At 64.5% G+C, this 14,797-nt stretch carries 15 protein-coding genes; 9 read left to right on the top strand and 6 right to left on the bottom strand.

Features of this window, described 5'->3' with window-relative positions; genetic code table 11:
- Positions 1-49: 49 nt before the first annotated feature.
- The 3 genes from AB5Y94_RS01785 to AB5Y94_RS01775 all read right to left on the bottom strand — a co-directional run bounded on the left by AB5Y94_RS01785 (position 50) and on the right by AB5Y94_RS01775 (position 2,816).
- Positions 50-826 carry an ABC transporter substrate-binding protein gene (locus tag AB5Y94_RS01785; RefSeq protein ID WP_054545376.1) on the bottom strand — a complete coding sequence of 259 codons (777 nt, stop codon included), beginning with the start codon at positions 824-826 and terminating at the stop codon, positions 50-52.
- 56 nt (positions 827-882) lie between these two features.
- Positions 883-2,103 carry a winged helix-turn-helix domain-containing protein gene (locus AB5Y94_RS01780; RefSeq protein ID WP_368204591.1) on the bottom strand — a complete coding sequence of 407 codons (1,221 nt, stop codon included), beginning with the start codon at positions 2,101-2,103 and terminating at the stop codon, positions 883-885.
- Positions 2,104-2,177: 74 nt separating this feature from the next.
- Positions 2,178-2,816 carry a class I SAM-dependent methyltransferase gene (locus AB5Y94_RS01775; RefSeq protein WP_336291364.1) on the bottom strand — a complete coding sequence of 213 codons (639 nt, stop codon included), beginning with the start codon at positions 2,814-2,816 and terminating at the stop codon, positions 2,178-2,180.
- Positions 2,817-3,033: 217 nt separating this feature from the next.
- On the opposite strand from AB5Y94_RS01775, the gene AB5Y94_RS01770 reads away from it, so the two are divergent.
- The 7 genes from AB5Y94_RS01770 to AB5Y94_RS01740 all read left to right on the top strand — a co-directional run bounded on the left by AB5Y94_RS01770 (position 3,034) and on the right by AB5Y94_RS01740 (position 9,490).
- Positions 3,034-3,678, top strand: coding sequence for a thermostable hemolysin (locus AB5Y94_RS01770; RefSeq protein WP_214454859.1), 645 nt, complete (start codon positions 3,034-3,036; stop codon positions 3,676-3,678).
- On the top strand, positions 3,675-5,141 hold the full coding sequence (locus AB5Y94_RS01765; protein WP_368204590.1) for an AMP-dependent synthetase/ligase: 1,467 nt from the start codon (positions 3,675-3,677) through the stop codon (positions 5,139-5,141). The genes AB5Y94_RS01770 and AB5Y94_RS01765 overlap by 4 nt, the downstream gene beginning before the upstream one ends.
- Positions 5,138-5,797 (top strand): iron-containing redox enzyme family protein, encoded by a 660-nt coding sequence (locus tag AB5Y94_RS01760; RefSeq protein WP_362849729.1) that lies wholly within the window; start codon positions 5,138-5,140, stop codon positions 5,795-5,797. The genes AB5Y94_RS01765 and AB5Y94_RS01760 overlap by 4 nt, the downstream gene beginning before the upstream one ends.
- On the top strand, positions 5,794-6,639 hold the full coding sequence (locus AB5Y94_RS01755) for an SDR family oxidoreductase (RefSeq protein WP_005298312.1): 846 nt from the start codon (positions 5,794-5,796) through the stop codon (positions 6,637-6,639). The genes AB5Y94_RS01760 and AB5Y94_RS01755 overlap by 4 nt, the downstream gene beginning before the upstream one ends.
- Before the next feature lies 1 nt (position 6,640).
- Positions 6,641-7,279, top strand: a complete 639-nt coding sequence (locus tag AB5Y94_RS01750) for a tetratricopeptide repeat protein (protein ID WP_368204588.1) — start codon at positions 6,641-6,643, stop codon at positions 7,277-7,279.
- Between the two features lie 82 nt (positions 7,280-7,361).
- Complete coding sequence (locus tag AB5Y94_RS01745; RefSeq protein ID WP_005298307.1) at positions 7,362-8,051, top strand: response regulator; 690 nt, start codon at positions 7,362-7,364, stop codon at positions 8,049-8,051.
- Positions 8,048-9,490, top strand: a complete 1,443-nt coding sequence (locus AB5Y94_RS01740; protein WP_099358725.1) for an ATP-binding protein — start codon at positions 8,048-8,050, stop codon at positions 9,488-9,490. The genes AB5Y94_RS01745 and AB5Y94_RS01740 overlap by 4 nt, the downstream gene beginning before the upstream one ends.
- Before the next feature lie 82 nt (positions 9,491-9,572).
- Here the strand turns inward: AB5Y94_RS01740 and AB5Y94_RS01735 are convergent, their stop codons facing one another.
- The 3 genes from AB5Y94_RS01735 to AB5Y94_RS01725 all read right to left on the bottom strand — a co-directional run bounded on the left by AB5Y94_RS01735 (position 9,573) and on the right by AB5Y94_RS01725 (position 12,011).
- The gene (locus AB5Y94_RS01735) at positions 9,573-10,865 is read right to left on the bottom strand and encodes a phospholipase (RefSeq protein ID WP_054545384.1); all 1,293 of its coding nucleotides are present in this window, start codon (positions 10,863-10,865) and stop codon (positions 9,573-9,575) included.
- A 33-nt stretch (positions 10,866-10,898) separates the two neighbouring features.
- On the bottom strand, positions 10,899-11,390 hold the full coding sequence (locus AB5Y94_RS01730) for a CesT family type III secretion system chaperone (RefSeq protein WP_017781585.1): 492 nt from the start codon (positions 11,388-11,390) through the stop codon (positions 10,899-10,901).
- Positions 11,391-11,513: 123 nt separating this feature from the next.
- The gene (locus AB5Y94_RS01725) at positions 11,514-12,011 is read right to left on the bottom strand and encodes an ATP-dependent zinc protease (RefSeq protein ID WP_216973267.1); all 498 of its coding nucleotides are present in this window, start codon (positions 12,009-12,011) and stop codon (positions 11,514-11,516) included.
- Positions 12,012-12,417: 406 nt separating this feature from the next.
- On the opposite strand from AB5Y94_RS01725, the gene AB5Y94_RS01720 reads away from it, so the two are divergent.
- Both AB5Y94_RS01720 and earP read left to right on the top strand, forming a co-directional pair.
- Entirely contained in the window at positions 12,418-13,461 is a 1,044-nt protein-coding gene (locus AB5Y94_RS01720; RefSeq protein ID WP_017764973.1) for a GMP reductase, read from the top strand.
- A 94-nt stretch (positions 13,462-13,555) separates the two neighbouring features.
- Positions 13,556-14,767 (top strand): elongation factor P maturation arginine rhamnosyltransferase EarP, encoded by a 1,212-nt coding sequence (gene earP / locus AB5Y94_RS01715; protein WP_368204586.1) that lies wholly within the window; start codon positions 13,556-13,558, stop codon positions 14,765-14,767.
- The last annotated feature ends 30 nt before the right edge of the window (positions 14,768-14,797 follow it).

Raw genomic sequence — 14,797 nt, 5'->3', positions numbered from 1 at the left:
CCATCACAGCCATAAAAAACCGGGCATCAGGCCCGGTTTTTTATGGTCATCACTCCATCGGCGGCAAGAAGCGGCGCATCACCTCGTCGCTGTAACCGCTGTCCTGAAACTCGATAAGCAACTGGTTGAGGCGGGTCACCAGCTCATAGGAGCGCGGCGAGCCCTTGCTCACCAGCAGATAGAAGCCCTTGCGGCTGGGCAGGGCGAGGTGGAGCAGGCCGCTCTCGCTCTGGTAGATGCCAAGGCCGATGCCGCTCATCAGGGGTTCAATCTCGCTGGGCAAAAAGTCGCAGCGATCGCGCCCCAGCATGTCCAGCGCCTGCTGCAACTGCTTGAGTCGGCGCGGCTCCTGCGCCAGCCCGTAGGGGGCATAGTTGTAACCGAGCACCCCGCACACCCGGGAGCGATTGACCGTCTGCAGATCGGGCGCCTCGGGAAAGCGCCGCTTGAGGTAGAAAAATCCGAGGTGGGTGTAGTAGAGCGGTACGCTGTAGAAGGCATATTCTGCCCGCTCCGGCTTGTAGCTGGCATCCCAGGTCAGCTCGCACAATTGGTTCTGGCGATAGTCGGCCAGCTCCTGCTGCACCCGTGCCCAGGGCAGATAGCGGATCTTGTAGGACAAACCGAGCCGCTTCAGGGCCTCGAGCACCTGGGTCGTGGCAGAGCCGGTGAGACGGCCGGTATCGGGCACGCCATCCTTGCGCTCCCAGTAGGTGAAGGGGGCCCACTCGTTGCCCTCCCCCAGGCAGATCTGCACCTCGGGCTGGGCCGCCTCCACCAGCCCGGTCAGGCCCCATCCCAGCAGCAACAACATGGCTCGCGTCATCGTCTCCCTCCTTCGCCTCCCTTGCAGCTTAGTGCAGGCGAGTGTGACGATCCCCGTTATAGTGCCCCCTCCTGCCACAGGGCCAGCAGGGGCGCGGGGATGGCGCCGTAGCGCAAGGTCGGAGTCTGGTGCCAGTCGGCCAGCCGCTGCAGCGCCTTGGCCAGCTCCTGCGCCAGGGTCCGGGTCACCCTGACCCCCGCCTCCAGATAGAGGCTCTTTATCTCGAAGATCCCCTGCTGGCGATGGGCCTTGGCGTCCATCCTGCCCACCAGCTTGCCGCGATGCAGCAGCGGCAGCACGAAGTAGCCGTACTGGCGCTTGGGCGCCGGGGTGTAGCACTCGATGCGATAGTCGAACTGGAACAGCTCGCTGGCCCGCTTGCGATCCCACACCAGCGGATCAAACGGTGACAGCGCCGTGGTGTGACTGGCCTTGAGGGTGCCAGCCTGAGCCCGGGCCAGCTCATCCGCCAGCGAGGCGTGCACGAAGGCGCCGTGCTGCCACCCCTCCACCCGCACCGGCAGCAGCTCCCCTTCGTCCGCCAGTTGATGGAGCAGGGCGTCGTATTTCCCGCGCCGCAGCCGATAGTAGTCGGCCACCCAGCCGGTCTTGACCAGCCCCAGCGCCCGGCAACTGGCTCGCACCATGTCCCTTTGCGCCTGTTCCGGGCTCGGCAGATCCCGCTCGTCGCGCCACTCGGGCATCACCCGCTCGGCCAGATCGTAAACCCGCTGGAAGTTGCGCCGCTCGCGCACCATCAGCTGGCCTGCGGTGAACAGCACCTCCAGATGGCGCTTCTCCGGCTTCCAGTCCCACCAGCCGTTGCCCTTGCCCCCCTTGCGTTCAAAATCCGCCGCCCGCACCGGGCCGTGCTGGCGAATGCGCTCGATGATCTCGCCAATCTCCTGCTGATGGATGGCGAGCCAGTTGGCCGAAAATTTCCAGCCCATGGCGGCGGGATCCAGCATGCGGTGGCGCAGCAGGCGGTAATCCTCCCGCGGCACGAAGCAGGCCTCGTGGGCCCAGTATTCGAAGATATTGCCATCGGCCAGCAACTGCTCCAGCCAGCCGGGTTCGTACTGCCCCAGCCGGCTGAACAGCACCAGGTAAGGGCTGCGGGCCACCACCGAGATGGTGTCTATCTGCAGCAGCGCCATGCGGCGGATGGTGGCCAGCAGATCGGTCGGTTTCGCCTTGCCGCGGCGCGGCGTCAGCAGCCCTTGGGCCGCCAGTTGCAGATGACGGGCGTCTTGCAATGAGAGGTGGGGGATCGACATGGAAATAGGGGCATCCATTCCTGGGTATCGGGCCACCAGCATGCCCAACTCATGGCCAAATGAAAACGCCCGGCTCAGGGTTTGGTGATGACCGCCACATCCGCGTGAGGAAACTCGACCTGTGCCTGCCAGCGGGTCGCCAGGGCGCGAAAGGAGGCCTCGGCAAAGAAGACGATGTGGGTCGGATCGTGGCGATAGCGCCACTGCCGAAAGCGCTCGTCCCCCAGCACCCGCTGGGTCTGCAGCACCAGCAGGCCGCCGGGCTTGAGGCAGCCCCACAGCGTCTCCAGCACGGCGCGCGGCTCTGCGATGTGCTCGATCACCTCGGTGCTGGTGATGAAGTCATACTGCCGCGTCAGCAATTCGGGCTCATCGGCATAGAACTTGTCGTAGCCCGCCATCTGGTAGCCCGCCTCCCGCCCCATGGCGATGAGCGCCGGGCCCGGGCCGCAGCCAAAATCGAGGCCGCTGGCCGGCGGAGGGAGGCGGCGCTGCACCTCGCCGAAGGCACGCTGCAAAAAATGGCGATAGCGGGGGTCATCCACCTGGTTGTCGTGGCCGTCATAGACCGCTTTCTCGCGCGCGGGATCCAGGTGCTCGGCCGCATCCAGCCAGACCAGCTCGCAGGCCCGGCAGCGATGGTACAGCTTGCCGGCCACCGGCAGCTCATAGGCATCGGTGGCGCAGCAGAGCGGGCAGGATAAGGGGGTCATGGCATCTCCTCTCGAAAGCGGGGCGGTCAAACGTGGCCGCAGCTTGCCTGCCAGGCTGGCGGCTGACAAGGTTTTTGTCCGCACGCCCCGTGTTCGGGTCGCAGCTTTACCTCTTTTTTCAACCAGTTGCATCTGTGTGAAACAGATTTTTTACCTCTTAAGGGTTTCTTAAGTTTGCCCCTTTAGTCTGATGACAATCGACAAGAAGGAGCCATCCATGACCACCGACATTCAAGCCCCCTATCGGCTGACGCTGGCCGATACCCCACAACAGGTCATGGCACTGCAGGGCTACATCCAGGCGGCCTACAGCCAGGAGTTCAACGCCCGCATTCCCCATTTTCTGCCCTGCCTGCTCGGCCTCTACCGGGCCGACGGCCTGCTGGTCGGCGCCTGTGGTCTCAAGCTGGCCGGCAGCGATCGCCTCTATCTGGAACAGTATCTGGATCAGCCCATCGAGGCCGCCATCGAAACCCGGCTCGGTTCCCCCGCCCGGCGGGATCGCATCGTCGAGGTGGGCAACCTCGCCTGCAGCGAGCCCGGCAACGCCCGCCTGATGTTTGCGGCGCTCTGCCGCCTGCTGTGCGACAACGACCTCGACTACGTGGTGTTCACCGGCACAGCCAAGCTGCGCAACAGCTTTCACCGCCTCCATCTCACCCCGGTGGAGCTGGCCCCCGCCCAGGCCGACAAGGTGGGTGACGACGCCAGCGCCTGGGGGGCCTATTACCACTGCCAGCCCAAGGTGATGGTCGGCGACCTCGGCCTCGGGCGGCAGGCGCTGGCCCGGGGCAGCCTGCTGCTCTCCCTGCTGGCCCCCATGCCCTCCCTGTTCAACTGCCCGCATCGGAGCGCCTTATGATGCTGTTTGACCAAATCGCCTACTTCGCCCGCCAGACGCCCCACAGCCCGGCCCTCGCCAACAGCCAGCACAGCCTCAGCTACGAGGCGCTGTGGCAGCAGTTGCCGCCACTGGCCGACCGCCTGCAGATGGCTGGGATCAGCCGACTGGCACTGCAGCTGGACAACGGCCTGCCCTGGGCACTCATCGATCTCGCCTGCGCCATGGCCGGTATCGTGGTGATCCCGATCCCCCACTTCTTCAGCCTGGAGCAGCAGGAGTGGTTGCTGGAGAGCAGCGGCGCCGACGCCCTGATCGGCCCCCACCACCCCGGCTGGCAGGCCAGCGAACCGCTGACGCTCGCGGTCGGCGAGCTGCCGTTGTGGCGCCGTATCCCTGCCCGGCTGCCGCCCCTGCCGGCCGGCACCGCCAAGATCACCTATACCTCCGGCACCACAGGCCAGCCCAAGGGGGTCTGCCTGTCGCTGGCCCAGATGATGGCGGTCTGCAGCTCGCTGGCCGAACGGGTCGCCCCGGCCAAGGTTGAGAAGCACCTGACCCTGCTGCCGCTCACCACCCTGCTGGAAAACCTGACCGGCCTCTACGTGCCGCTGCTCACCGGAGCCTGCAGCCGCATCCCTTCGCTCGCTGAGCTCGGCTTTGCCGGCTCCAGCAAGCTGGACCCGGCCACCCTGGCCCAGGCCCTGCTGCGCTGGCCCACCCACAGCCTGGTGCTGGTGCCCGAGCTGCTGCGCCTGCTGCTGGCCCTGTGCAGCGCCAACCCGGCGCTGGCAGAACAGCTGGCCGCCCTGCGCTTCGTCGCGGTGGGCGGCGGCAAGGTCTCGCCCGAGCTCATCAGCCGGGCCCGCAAGCTGGGGCTGCCGGTCTACGAGGGGTACGGGCTGTCAGAGTGCGGCTCCGTCGTGGCGCTCAACGGCCCTAACGGCCACAGCCTGGGCAGCGTCGGCCAGCCACTGCCCCACTGCCGGGTATCGATCGCCGCCGACGGCGAGATCCTGGTGGAGGGAGCCGCCATGCTCGGCTATCTGGGCAGCGATGAGGCGGTACCAGCGCTGGTCGCCACCGGCGATCTGGGTCACCTGGATGCCGAGGGTTATCTGCACATCACCGGGCGCAAGAAGAACGTCCAGATCACCGCTTTCGGTCGCAACTTCTCCCCCGAGTGGGTCGAGGCGGAAGCCCAGCTCTGTCCGGCCATCGCCCGCATCGTGATCTTCGGCGACGGCCAGCCGGCCAACGTCGCCCTGATCCAGCCGCAGCCCGGCACCGACGCCCTGCTGGCCCAGCAGATCGAGCAGCTCAATCATCGCCTGCCCGACTATGCCCGCATCCATCACTGGCTGCCGGTGGCGCTGGATCAGCATCCGGAACTGCTCACCGCCAACGGTCGCCCCCGTCGCGAACGGATTTATCACCACTTTTCCCGGCAGATCAGCCAATGCCTTACAGGAGAGACCTCATGAGCTTCTATCAGACTCTGCAACAAGCCACTGCCAGTGAGCGCGAGCATCTGTTCAACGCCCCCATCATAGAGGCGTGCCGCAAGGGGGAGATCTCCCGCGACACCTACCTGCGTTTCCTCTCCCAGGCCTTCTATCACGTGCGCCACACGGTGCCGCTCTTGATGGCCACCGGCGGCAAGCTGGGCCAGGAGTATGAGTGGGTGCGCGGTGCCATCAAGGAGTACATCGACGAGGAGTACGGCCATCAGGAGTGGATCCTGAGCGACATCCGCGCCTGTGGCGGCGATGCCGAGGCGGTGCGCCACGGCCATCCCGAGCTGCCCATCGAGCTGATGGTGGCCTTTCTCTATGACCAGGTGCAGCGCGGCAACCCCATGGGCTTCTTCGGCATGGTACAGGTGCTGGAAGGCACCAGCGTCGCCATCGCCCTGACCGTGGCCGACCAGCTCAAGGCGGGCCTCGGCCTGCCGCCCCAGGCCATGAGCTACCTGAGCTCCCACGGCGCACTGGATCAGGATCACCTCAAGTTTTTCGAATCCCTGATGAACCGGGTGGAGAGCCCGGCCGATCAGGCGGCCATCATTCACTCGGCCAGGGTGGTCTACCGCCTCTACGCCGACATGCTCTATCAACTGACGGAAAACCAGACATCATGAAGCTTGAAGGAAAACTCGTGCTGCTCACGGGCGCCAGCGGCGGGATCGGCGAGGCGCTGGCCCAGGAGCTGGCGGCCCAGGGAGCGCACCTGTTGCTGCACGGACGCAGGGCCGGTGCACTGGAGCGGCTGTGCAAGGAACTGCCGCACCCGGAGCGCCACCAGACGGTGATCGCCGATCTGGGCTCGCCCCAAGAGCGGGCCAGACTGCTGCAGCACCCGGCGCTGGACGAGGGGCTGGACGTGCTGATCAACAACGCCGGCTGCAACCAGTTTGCCTGGCTGGAGGATCAGAGCAGCGAGCAGGTCGAGCGCCAGCTGCTGCTCAACGTCGAGGCACCGATCCAGCTCACCCGCATGCTGCTGCCCCGCCTGCGCAAACCGGCGGTGATCATGAACATCGGCTCCAGCTTCGGTGCCATCGGCTACGCCGGCTACAGCGTCTATTGCGCCAGCAAGTTCGCCCTGCGCGGCTTCAGCGAGGCACTCGGCCGCGAGCTGGAGGGAACCGGCATCCAGGTACTGCACTTTGCCCCCCGCGCCACCCGTACCCGCCTCAACTCGGAGGCGGCCTACGAGATGAATGCCGAGCTTGGCACCCACACCGATAGCCCGCAGGACGTGGCCGAGGAGGCCGTCATCGCCCTGTGCAACGAAACCCGCCGCAGCTGGCTCGGCTGGCCGGAGAAGCTGTTCGTGCGGCTCAACGGCCTGCTGCCCGGCCTGGTCGACCGGGCGCTGGCCAGGCAAAAACCCATCATAGAGCGCTATGCCCGCCACCCGGCGCCCGCTGCCGGCACGTCGGGGCACGCCACCTCCGTCATGACAGAGAAGGAACGTTAAGATGAAGCACGCCACTTTCCGCCCCCGTTTCACCCACGGCGCCCTCCTGCTGCTCATACTGGGCTCGGGGATGGCCCAGGCCGCCGACGCCCTGCCCGCCATCCAGCAGCAGTGGGCCGTCTGCCAGTATCAACAGACCGGCAAGGCCAAGGAGAGCTGTCTCGAACAGCTGAGCAGCGAGGCCGATCAGGCCAGCGCCAAGGAGGCTTTTCGCACCGATCTGCTGATCTGGTCGGCCATCGTCAAAAGCACCTGGGCCGGCGCCAAGGGCGGGCTGGGTGCGCTCGGTCTGGTCAAGGAGGCCAAGGCCAAGCTGGAGATCGCCCTCCGGCAGGACCCCAAGGCACTGGACGGCTCCGCCTACACCAGCCTGGGCTCGCTCTACTACCAGGTGCCGGGCTGGCCGGTGGGCTTTGGCGATGACGAGAAGGCCGAGCAGCTGCTCAAGCAGGCGCTGGCCATCAACCCGACTGGCATAGACCCCAACTTCTTCTACGGCGACTTTCTGCTGGATCAGGGCCGCAAGGCCGAGGCCAAGGGCTATCTGGAAAAAGCGCTGTCTGCCCCGCCCCGACCGGGTCGCGAGCTGGCGGATCAGGGTCGACGCATCGAGATCCGCGATCGCCTCGACAAGCTGTAAATCCGTTCGGGATCAGCGGGCTATTTAAACTCTGCCCACCAGCTTGCATACTGGTGGGCAGCGTCTTTTGAGGGGAATAACAATGCGGATCCTGTTGGTGGAAGATGATGTGATGCTGGGCGACGGCATGGTGGATGCCCTGCGCAGCAGCGGCTACACGGTGGACTGGCTGCAGCAGGGGCTGCCTGCCCTGTCGGTGCTCAAGAGCGAGGAGTTTGCCGCGCTCATTCTGGATCTCAACCTGCCGGACATCGACGGCATCAGCCTGCTGCGCAAGCTGCGCCGGGAAGGGCAGACGCTGCCGGTGCTGATCCTCACCGCCCGCGACGCCCTGGACGACCGGGTGCTGGGGCTGGATGCGGGCTCCGACGACTACATGGTCAAGCCGTTCGCCCTGCAGGAGCTCAACGCCCGCCTGCGCGCCCTGGTGCGCCGCAGCAAGGGCCAGGCCCAGGCGGTGCTCGAATACGGCGAGCTGCAGCTCTATCCCGAATCCCAGCAGGTCACCTATCGGGGCGAGCCGGTCAAGCTCACCCCCCACGAATACAAGCTGCTGCAGGAGCTCATCACCCAGAGCGGGCGGGTGCTGAGCAAGGATCAGCTGCAGCAGAGCCTCTACGGCTGGGACGAGGGGGCCGAGAGCAACGCGGTGGAGGTGCACATTCACCATCTGCGCAAGAAGTTCTACAGCGACCTCATCCGCAATATCCGCGGGGTCGGCTACATCATTCCCCAGCTTGAACAGGCCCAGCGCCGGGACGGCCGGGCATGACACGTCCCCGCTCCATCCGCCGCTTTCTGCTCTCCGGCATCCTGGCGCTGGTCAGCGCCAGCCTGGCCGTCAGCGCCCTCATCGGCTATCTGGAAGCGAGCCACGAAATGGAGGAGCTGTTCGATGCAAGGCTCGCCCAGTCGGCCCGCATCACCAACCAGCTGCTCGGCCGCTATCTGGAACAAAACGGCGAGCTGCCCGCCAACGGCACCGTCTATCAGGAGTGGGAGCAGAGCAACCCGGAGCCGTGGCAGAAAGACAAGAGCTTCAACCTGCGGGGGGAAGACAGAGAGCTCACCCCGTTTGGCCACGAGTTCGAGCGCAACCTCTACTTCCAGCTGCTGAGCGAGCAGGGCGGCATACTGCTGCGCTCCCCCAGCGCCCCCAGCCAGCCCCTCGGCGCGCTGGCCCCCGGCTTCAACAGCGTCACCAAGGACAACCACGAGTGGCGCACCTTCACCCTCTACAACCAGGATGCGCAGACCTGGCTCATCGTGGCGGAGCGGGACGACGAGCGCAGCGAGCTGGCCAGCAAGATGGCCACCCTGACCATGCTGCCGCTGCTCATCACCCTGCCCTTCCTGCTCGGCCTGTTGTGGTGGCTCATCTCCCGCGGGCTGGCGCCACTGCGCCAGCTGGCCCAGGCCATCGGTGAGCGCCACCCGGCCAACCTGAGCCCGCTCAACCTGAAGATCCGGGCCCAGGAGCTGACCCCGCTCACCAACGAGATCAACCGGCTGATGCACGCCCTTGCCGACACCATAGAGCGGGAGAAGCAGTTCACCAACGAGGCGGCCCATGAGCTGCGCACCCCGCTGGCGGTGCTGCGCATCCACAGCGAGAACGCGCTGGCCGCCGAGGATGCCGAGAGCCGTCAGCACTCCCTGCAGAAGATGCTGCTGGCACTCGATCGCAGCGATCGGCTGCTGCGCCAGCTGCTGACCCAGGCCCGCATCGACAACCAGCAGGGGCTGGAGCTGAGCGAGCTCAACCTGAACCAGCTGCTGCAGGGCACCCTGGCCACCCTGGCCCCCATCGCCCTGAAAAAGGATCAGCAGCTGTCGCTGGAGGGCACCGAGCAGCTGACGGTGATGGGGCAGGCCACCCTGCTGGAGCTGATGTTCAGCAACCTCATCGACAACGCACTGCGCTACACCCAGGCCCAGGGCGAGATCGTGGTCGAGGCGTGCCAGGAGGGGCACAGGGTCAGGGTTGACATTCGCGACAACGGCCCCGGCATCCCCACCGCCGCCCTGTCGCGCCTGTGCGAGCGCTTCTTTCGGGTCAATCCCCAGCAGGGGGACGGGGTCGGCCTCGGCATGGCCATCGTCTCGCGTATCGCCCAGCTGCACGGCGCCGATCTCGACATCCACAACCGGCCGCAAGGGGGGCTGGAGGTGAGCGTGCTGCTGCCCTCTCGCACCCCATCCCCGCCATGACCCGGAAACGACAACGCCTCCCATCGGAGGCGTTGTTCACACTGGTTGATTACGCAGAAGGAGCTAGGCTGCAGTCGGCAGCTCAAGCAAGCAGCTTGTCCAAACCGGCCGTTACGGCCTCCATCCGGTGGCCACCGGAATGTTCTATGACATACCGCTTGCCCACCTGAGCAGAGGCATCCAGCCCGAAAATCCCGTGCTCAACCTTCTGGCTCAGCGGATCGCCACTGGTATTGATATGGGTAACGTTGGCTTGATCAAGCTTGTGGGCGAGGCGATCCCGTAGCCCGACATGCAACCCCATGCTGTTAAAGGCCGTAACCTTCAACCCGTGTTTGATACCGGCATATTGCGCCAGACCACCGCCCAGAGAGTGACCCTGTACTTCGACCTTGCCACCATGCTGCTGGGCAAACGCCTTGACCAGACGGTCTGCATCCTGAAACGCGCTGTCCTTGATCCCGAGTGCCGCACCGGCATCGCTCTTCAGCGTACCCGGTCGTTTGGTTGGCTGAGTACCAACAAACGAGAGCACCACGGTATCGTCACGCTTGTAGACAGCGACCTTGAGCGCAGACCAGGCATCCCCAGCCAGGATGAAGGGGTCGTTTTCACCCTTTTTCGCAACAACATGAAGGGCCAGCGCACTCCCGCTACCACCGGTTCCATCTTCACGCCGCGCTAGGATAGAAGGCGGTATGTCCGCCAGCGTAGCGTGATGATAACCAGCCGGCATATCCCGATAGCTGCTGGAACAACTGACTCTTGCCAACTGGGCGGCATCCATGACGGCACGAGCCCCTTCGGCAGTGAGTGGTTCCTGCTCCGACTTGGCTACGAAGGCAGGCTTGAGCACCTCTTTGGCTGCACTCAACGCCTGCTGTGACCCTTGCTGCAGTCGCTCCGACATTCCCAGCGGCAAATGGGAAGCCCCTTTCATCACGGCACCAGCCAGTCCCAATGAAGAGGAGGCAACCAGACGGGCGGCCGACTCACCCAGATTTTTCACCCCGGCAGCGCCAGCGGTCACAACGCCGCTGGCGACACTGCTGACGCCCCCGGTGATATTGGCCAGGCCCTTGATGAGGGCGCCTGTCCAGTAACGAGCCTTGCCTTTGGCGCTCTGGGCATGAGAGTCATGACCACCCTGAATGGCAATGCCAATCTTGCGAGCCGGAGCACTGAGGGTCAGCCATTTGAGCGAGGTATTCAATACCTTGCCTGGCTGCACACGGGAACCGAACCCGAGGCTGGTATAGTGAGACGCCAGATTGTGGTGCACCTTGCTCTGACGAGACGAGGTCTGTACCTCGCCATGAGCATGAGAAGTAACTGTGGTGGTATGCAGGGGCTGCCCAATGTTTTGGATAGACATATTCTGTTCCTGATTAATACGAGCGGACACCCGTCAACATGGAATGATGACGCCGGACAACGGGGATGGACGCGAGGGACTCTCCTGCTGCGCGAGCACGCTCTGCAACTGCCCCAGCAACGTAACGCCGAGATCGAGAAACTCGCCCAAGGTCTGCATGAACAGAGCGCTATCAAGCATTTCGATGAGAGAAGAAAAAGTCAGCACCAGGTGGTTACTGCGACTGTCCAGGCTGATCTGGCTGCCCCCGGTGACAAGGCCAAACATGTTCAGTTCGAGGGCTGCCCGAGTCAGGGTCAACTGGCCGTTGGTATCTTCCGGTAGGCGCAACAACGGGATATAGAGGTAACACGCTTGCAGCTCATCGTTGTCTGGCACCTCGACCAGACACTCGCCATCCTGGCCGAACGGCACACGGCAGTGGCCATCACTTCCCAGGCTCAAGGCAACGCCCTGCTGCTCACCTGCGAGCGATAGCCATTCAGATACGGTTTGTTGGTAGGCTTTCACTATGCTCCACTCCATGCTCCATCCCTTGCGGGCGAATGGGCTCGCCCGCATCGAGGGTATGGTGCAAATGCTACCGCTGGCAGAGACAGTGTGATTTAGCTGTGAAACGCCGTTTTTTAGATCCGCGCCGAAATTGCTCTAGCGGCAGCTCGGCTGTACCGTGAAAGTGCGGCTCGAATCCACTGCGCCGAGATCCGCCAGCAGGCGGCGTCCCAGCAGCACCGGATAGATCATCTTGCTGCGATCCCGCAGGGTGAACCACTCCTCGTACACCTTGTCGCCCAAACAGATGGACATGGTGACCGTGGGGCGCTGCTCCATGCCGCCGGCGCCACGCACCGTCACCATGTGCTCCACCGGCCGCTCCAGGGTCTGGCTCACCTGCCGGTCAGTATTGGCATCGGTCACCAGCAGGGTAAAGCGCACCCAGGGCTTGCCGTCACGCTTGAAGTGGCGCAGATCCCGCGCATCGAGCGAGGAGGTGAGCGCCCCGGTATCCAGCTTCATCTTCACCGCCACCCCGCTCGGCATGATGAGCCCCTTCTCAATCCAGCCATAGATGGCGGGCGCCGGCGCGGCGAGGGCCGGCAGGGCGAACCCGGCCAGCAGCAGCGGTATCATTCGCAATCGGATCATGTCTACTCCTTGTCAGGACGGGGCCGACACAGGCCCGAGCCGCCCAGAGTGGGGATGGAAGGCGCCGCTGTCAACCGCTGAAAAGCACGGCAGACCAGCGAGTGACGAGTGGCCGGATGCGGTGCGTCAGCAGCCTGCGGTGACGGAGCAGAACAGAGTCATCAGAAGCTGACCTGGCAGGCAAGGAGGGAGGCAAGATTGGCGTTGGATGAAACCCGAGGCTGTGCTCAGGTTGTGACGCCAAAGGCTACCACAAGGCTTCGCGAATTATCAGTCTTGTTCCGGAGGGATTTTTGCCTACACTGTTGTAAACCGGAGGCCCTGAAAACCACCGGTTTTTTTGTGCCTGCCGAAAAGTTGCCACTGCAAAGTGACCTATCAAACAAGGCTCAATAAGGAATTCGTAATGCGTATCGAAGAAGACTTGAAGCTCGGTTTCAAGGATGTCCTGTTCCGCCCCAAGCGCTCTACTCTCAAGAGCCGTTCCCAAGTCAGCCTGACCCGCCAGTTCACCTTCAAGCATACCCAGACCCAATGGCAGGGCGTGCCCGTCATCGCCGCCAACATGGATACCGTCGGCAGCTTCGCCATGGCGCGTACCCTGGCCGGCTTCGAGATGATGACCGCAGTACACAAGCACTACAGCCTTGCGCAGTGGCAAACCTTCGTGAGCGAAACCGACCCGGCGCTGCTGGGCCATGTGATGGTCTCCACCGGCACCTCCGAGGATGACTTCAACAAGACCCGCCAGATCCTGGCCATGTCCGAGGCGCTGCGCTTCATCTGCGTCGACGTGGCAAACGGCTACTCCCAGCACTTCGTCGAATTCGTGCGCAAGATCCGCGAGGCCTGCCCCAACCACGTCATCCTGGCGGGCAACGTGGTGACCGGCGAGATGGTGGAGGAGCTGATCCTCTCCGGCGCCGACATCGTCAAGGTGGGCATAGGCCCGGGTTCGGTCTGTACCACCCGGGTCAAGACCGGCGTCGGCTACCCGCAGCTCTCCGCCATCATAGAGTGTGCCGATGCGGCCCACGGTCTGGGCGGCCAGATCGTCGGTGACGGCGGCTGCACCTGCCCGGGGGATGTGGCGAAAGCCTTTGGCGGCGGCGCCGACTTCGTGATGCTGGGCGGCATGCTGGCGGCCCACGAGGAGTGCGGTGGCGAGATCGTCGATGTGGATGGCGAACCCTTCATGAAGTTCTACGGCATGAGCTCATCGAGCGCCATGGACAAGCACGCCGGCGGCGTCGCCGAGTACCGCGCCTCCGAGGGCAAGACGGTGCTGCTGCCCTACCGCGGCCCGGTGGAGAACACGGTGCGCGACATCTTGGGCGGGGTGCGTTCCACCTGCACTTATGTGGGTGCCAGCCAGCTGAAAGAGCTCACCAAGCGCACCACCTTTATCCGGGTGCGCGAGCAAGAGAACAACGTCTACGGCAAGGAGTAACTCGCCGCAGCCACCGTCATGCGCTGACGGTTAGAAGCCAGCCAACCGGTGTGCTACCCTGCGCACCGGTTTTTTGCATCTGGAACCCCGCGACATGACAAGCCCCCTCCCCCCGTTTGACTGGGACATCTTCTGCTGCGTAGTGGACAACTTCGGTGACATCGGTGTCACCTGGCGGCTGGCCCGCCAGTTGAAACAGGAAGGAACGCTCCAGGCGCAGGAGAGTGAGGTTCAGGTGCGGCTCTGGGTGGACGATCTGGCGAGCTTCGCCCGCATCTGCCCTGGGCTAGACCCGGCGCAGGAAAGCCAGTGGGTTGACGGCATCCATATCCAGCACTGGCACGAGACCCTGCCGGCGGACACCCTCCCGGCCCGGGTGGTGATCGAGGCGTTCGCCTGTGAACTGCCCGCCCCCTTCATCGCGCAGATGGCGAGCCAGCCCAGGCCCCCCTGCTGGCTCAATCTGGAGTACCTCTCGGCCGAGAGCTGGGTCGAGGATTGCCATGGCCTCGCCTCACCCCAGCGTCTCGAGAGCCAGAGCCTCGGCAGCCTGAGTCTCAACAAATACTTCTTCTTCCCGGGCTTCACCGCCAGAACCGGCGGCCTCTTGTGCGAGCGCGGTCTCATCGTCGAGCGCGAGCGCTGGCAACAGGATGAAGCGGGACTGAACGCCTACTGGGCGAGCCTGGGCCTGCCCCCCAAACAGGAGCACGAGCTGCGGGTCAGCCTCTTCACCTATGAGAGCGCCGCCCTGACCAGCCTGGTCGAGAGCTGGTGCCAGGGCGCCATCCCCGTCACCCTGCTGCTGCCGCTCGGGCGCTCCCTCAACGACGTGCTCACCGGCGCCGGGCTGGCAGATGCCATCCCCACCGCCCGGGCGGGGGATCTGCTGCACTCGGGCAACCTCGCCATCAAGCTGCTGCCGATGACCGATCAGGCCGGCTACGATCGGCTGCTGTGGAGCTGCGATCTCAACCTGGTGCGCGGCGAAGACTCCTTCGTGCGGGCCCAGTGGGCTGCCCGCCCCTTCCTCTGGCATATCTACCCGCAGGAAGAGCAGGCGCACATGATCAAGCTGGACGGCTTTCTAGACCACTATCTGGCGGAGCTGCCCGCCGCCACCGGCCAGTGGCTGCGCGGTTTCAGCCATGCCCTCAATCAGGGGGAAAATACCCGCGAATGGTGGGCCCAATGGCCGGATCACGCCGCGATATGGCAGCAACATGGGCGACACTGGTCACATAAGCTGCTCCAGGACGGGGATCTCGTCACGAGGTTGGTGAAATTTTTAGAAAGCCGTATATAATCTGGCAGTTTTTATCCGTCCGTTTCACGA

The organism is Aeromonas sp. s5 (genome assembly GCF_040907865.1).
GTDB classification, from domain to species: domain Bacteria; phylum Pseudomonadota; class Gammaproteobacteria; order Enterobacterales; family Aeromonadaceae; genus Aeromonas; species Aeromonas dhakensis.
The sequence above is the reverse complement of the archived record's forward strand: the minus strand, read 5'-3'. Positions and strand labels throughout refer to the sequence as shown.

What these genes read in the sequence shown, in the direction of transcription:
- AB5Y94_RS01785 (WP_054545376.1), bottom strand. Translation starts at nt 826, where the DNA reads ATGACGCGAGCCATGTTGTTGCTGCTGGGATGGGGCCTGACCGGGCTG.
- AB5Y94_RS01780 (WP_368204591.1), bottom strand. Translation starts at nt 2,103, where the DNA reads ATGTCGATCCCCCACCTCTCATTGCAAGACGCCCGTCATCTGCAACTG.
- AB5Y94_RS01775 (WP_336291364.1), bottom strand. Translation starts at nt 2,816, where the DNA reads ATGACCCCCTTATCCTGCCCGCTCTGCTGCGCCACCGATGCCTATGAG.
- AB5Y94_RS01770 (WP_214454859.1), top strand. Translation starts at nt 3,034, where the DNA reads ATGACCACCGACATTCAAGCCCCCTATCGGCTGACGCTGGCCGATACC.
- AB5Y94_RS01765 (WP_368204590.1), top strand. Translation starts at nt 3,675, where the DNA reads ATGATGCTGTTTGACCAAATCGCCTACTTCGCCCGCCAGACGCCCCAC.
- AB5Y94_RS01760 (WP_362849729.1), top strand. Translation starts at nt 5,138, where the DNA reads ATGAGCTTCTATCAGACTCTGCAACAAGCCACTGCCAGTGAGCGCGAG.
- AB5Y94_RS01755 (WP_005298312.1), top strand. Translation starts at nt 5,794, where the DNA reads ATGAAGCTTGAAGGAAAACTCGTGCTGCTCACGGGCGCCAGCGGCGGG.
- AB5Y94_RS01750 (WP_368204588.1), top strand. Translation starts at nt 6,641, where the DNA reads ATGAAGCACGCCACTTTCCGCCCCCGTTTCACCCACGGCGCCCTCCTG.
- AB5Y94_RS01745 (WP_005298307.1), top strand. Translation starts at nt 7,362, where the DNA reads ATGCGGATCCTGTTGGTGGAAGATGATGTGATGCTGGGCGACGGCATG.
- AB5Y94_RS01740 (WP_099358725.1), top strand. Translation starts at nt 8,048, where the DNA reads ATGACACGTCCCCGCTCCATCCGCCGCTTTCTGCTCTCCGGCATCCTG.
- AB5Y94_RS01735 (WP_054545384.1), bottom strand. Translation starts at nt 10,865, where the DNA reads ATGTCTATCCAAAACATTGGGCAGCCCCTGCATACCACCACAGTTACT.
- AB5Y94_RS01730 (WP_017781585.1), bottom strand. Translation starts at nt 11,390, where the DNA reads ATGGAGTGGAGCATAGTGAAAGCCTACCAACAAACCGTATCTGAATGG.
- AB5Y94_RS01725 (WP_216973267.1), bottom strand. Translation starts at nt 12,011, where the DNA reads ATGATCCGATTGCGAATGATACCGCTGCTGCTGGCCGGGTTCGCCCTG.
- AB5Y94_RS01720 (WP_017764973.1), top strand. Translation starts at nt 12,418, where the DNA reads ATGCGTATCGAAGAAGACTTGAAGCTCGGTTTCAAGGATGTCCTGTTC.
- earP (WP_368204586.1), top strand. Translation starts at nt 13,556, where the DNA reads ATGACAAGCCCCCTCCCCCCGTTTGACTGGGACATCTTCTGCTGCGTA.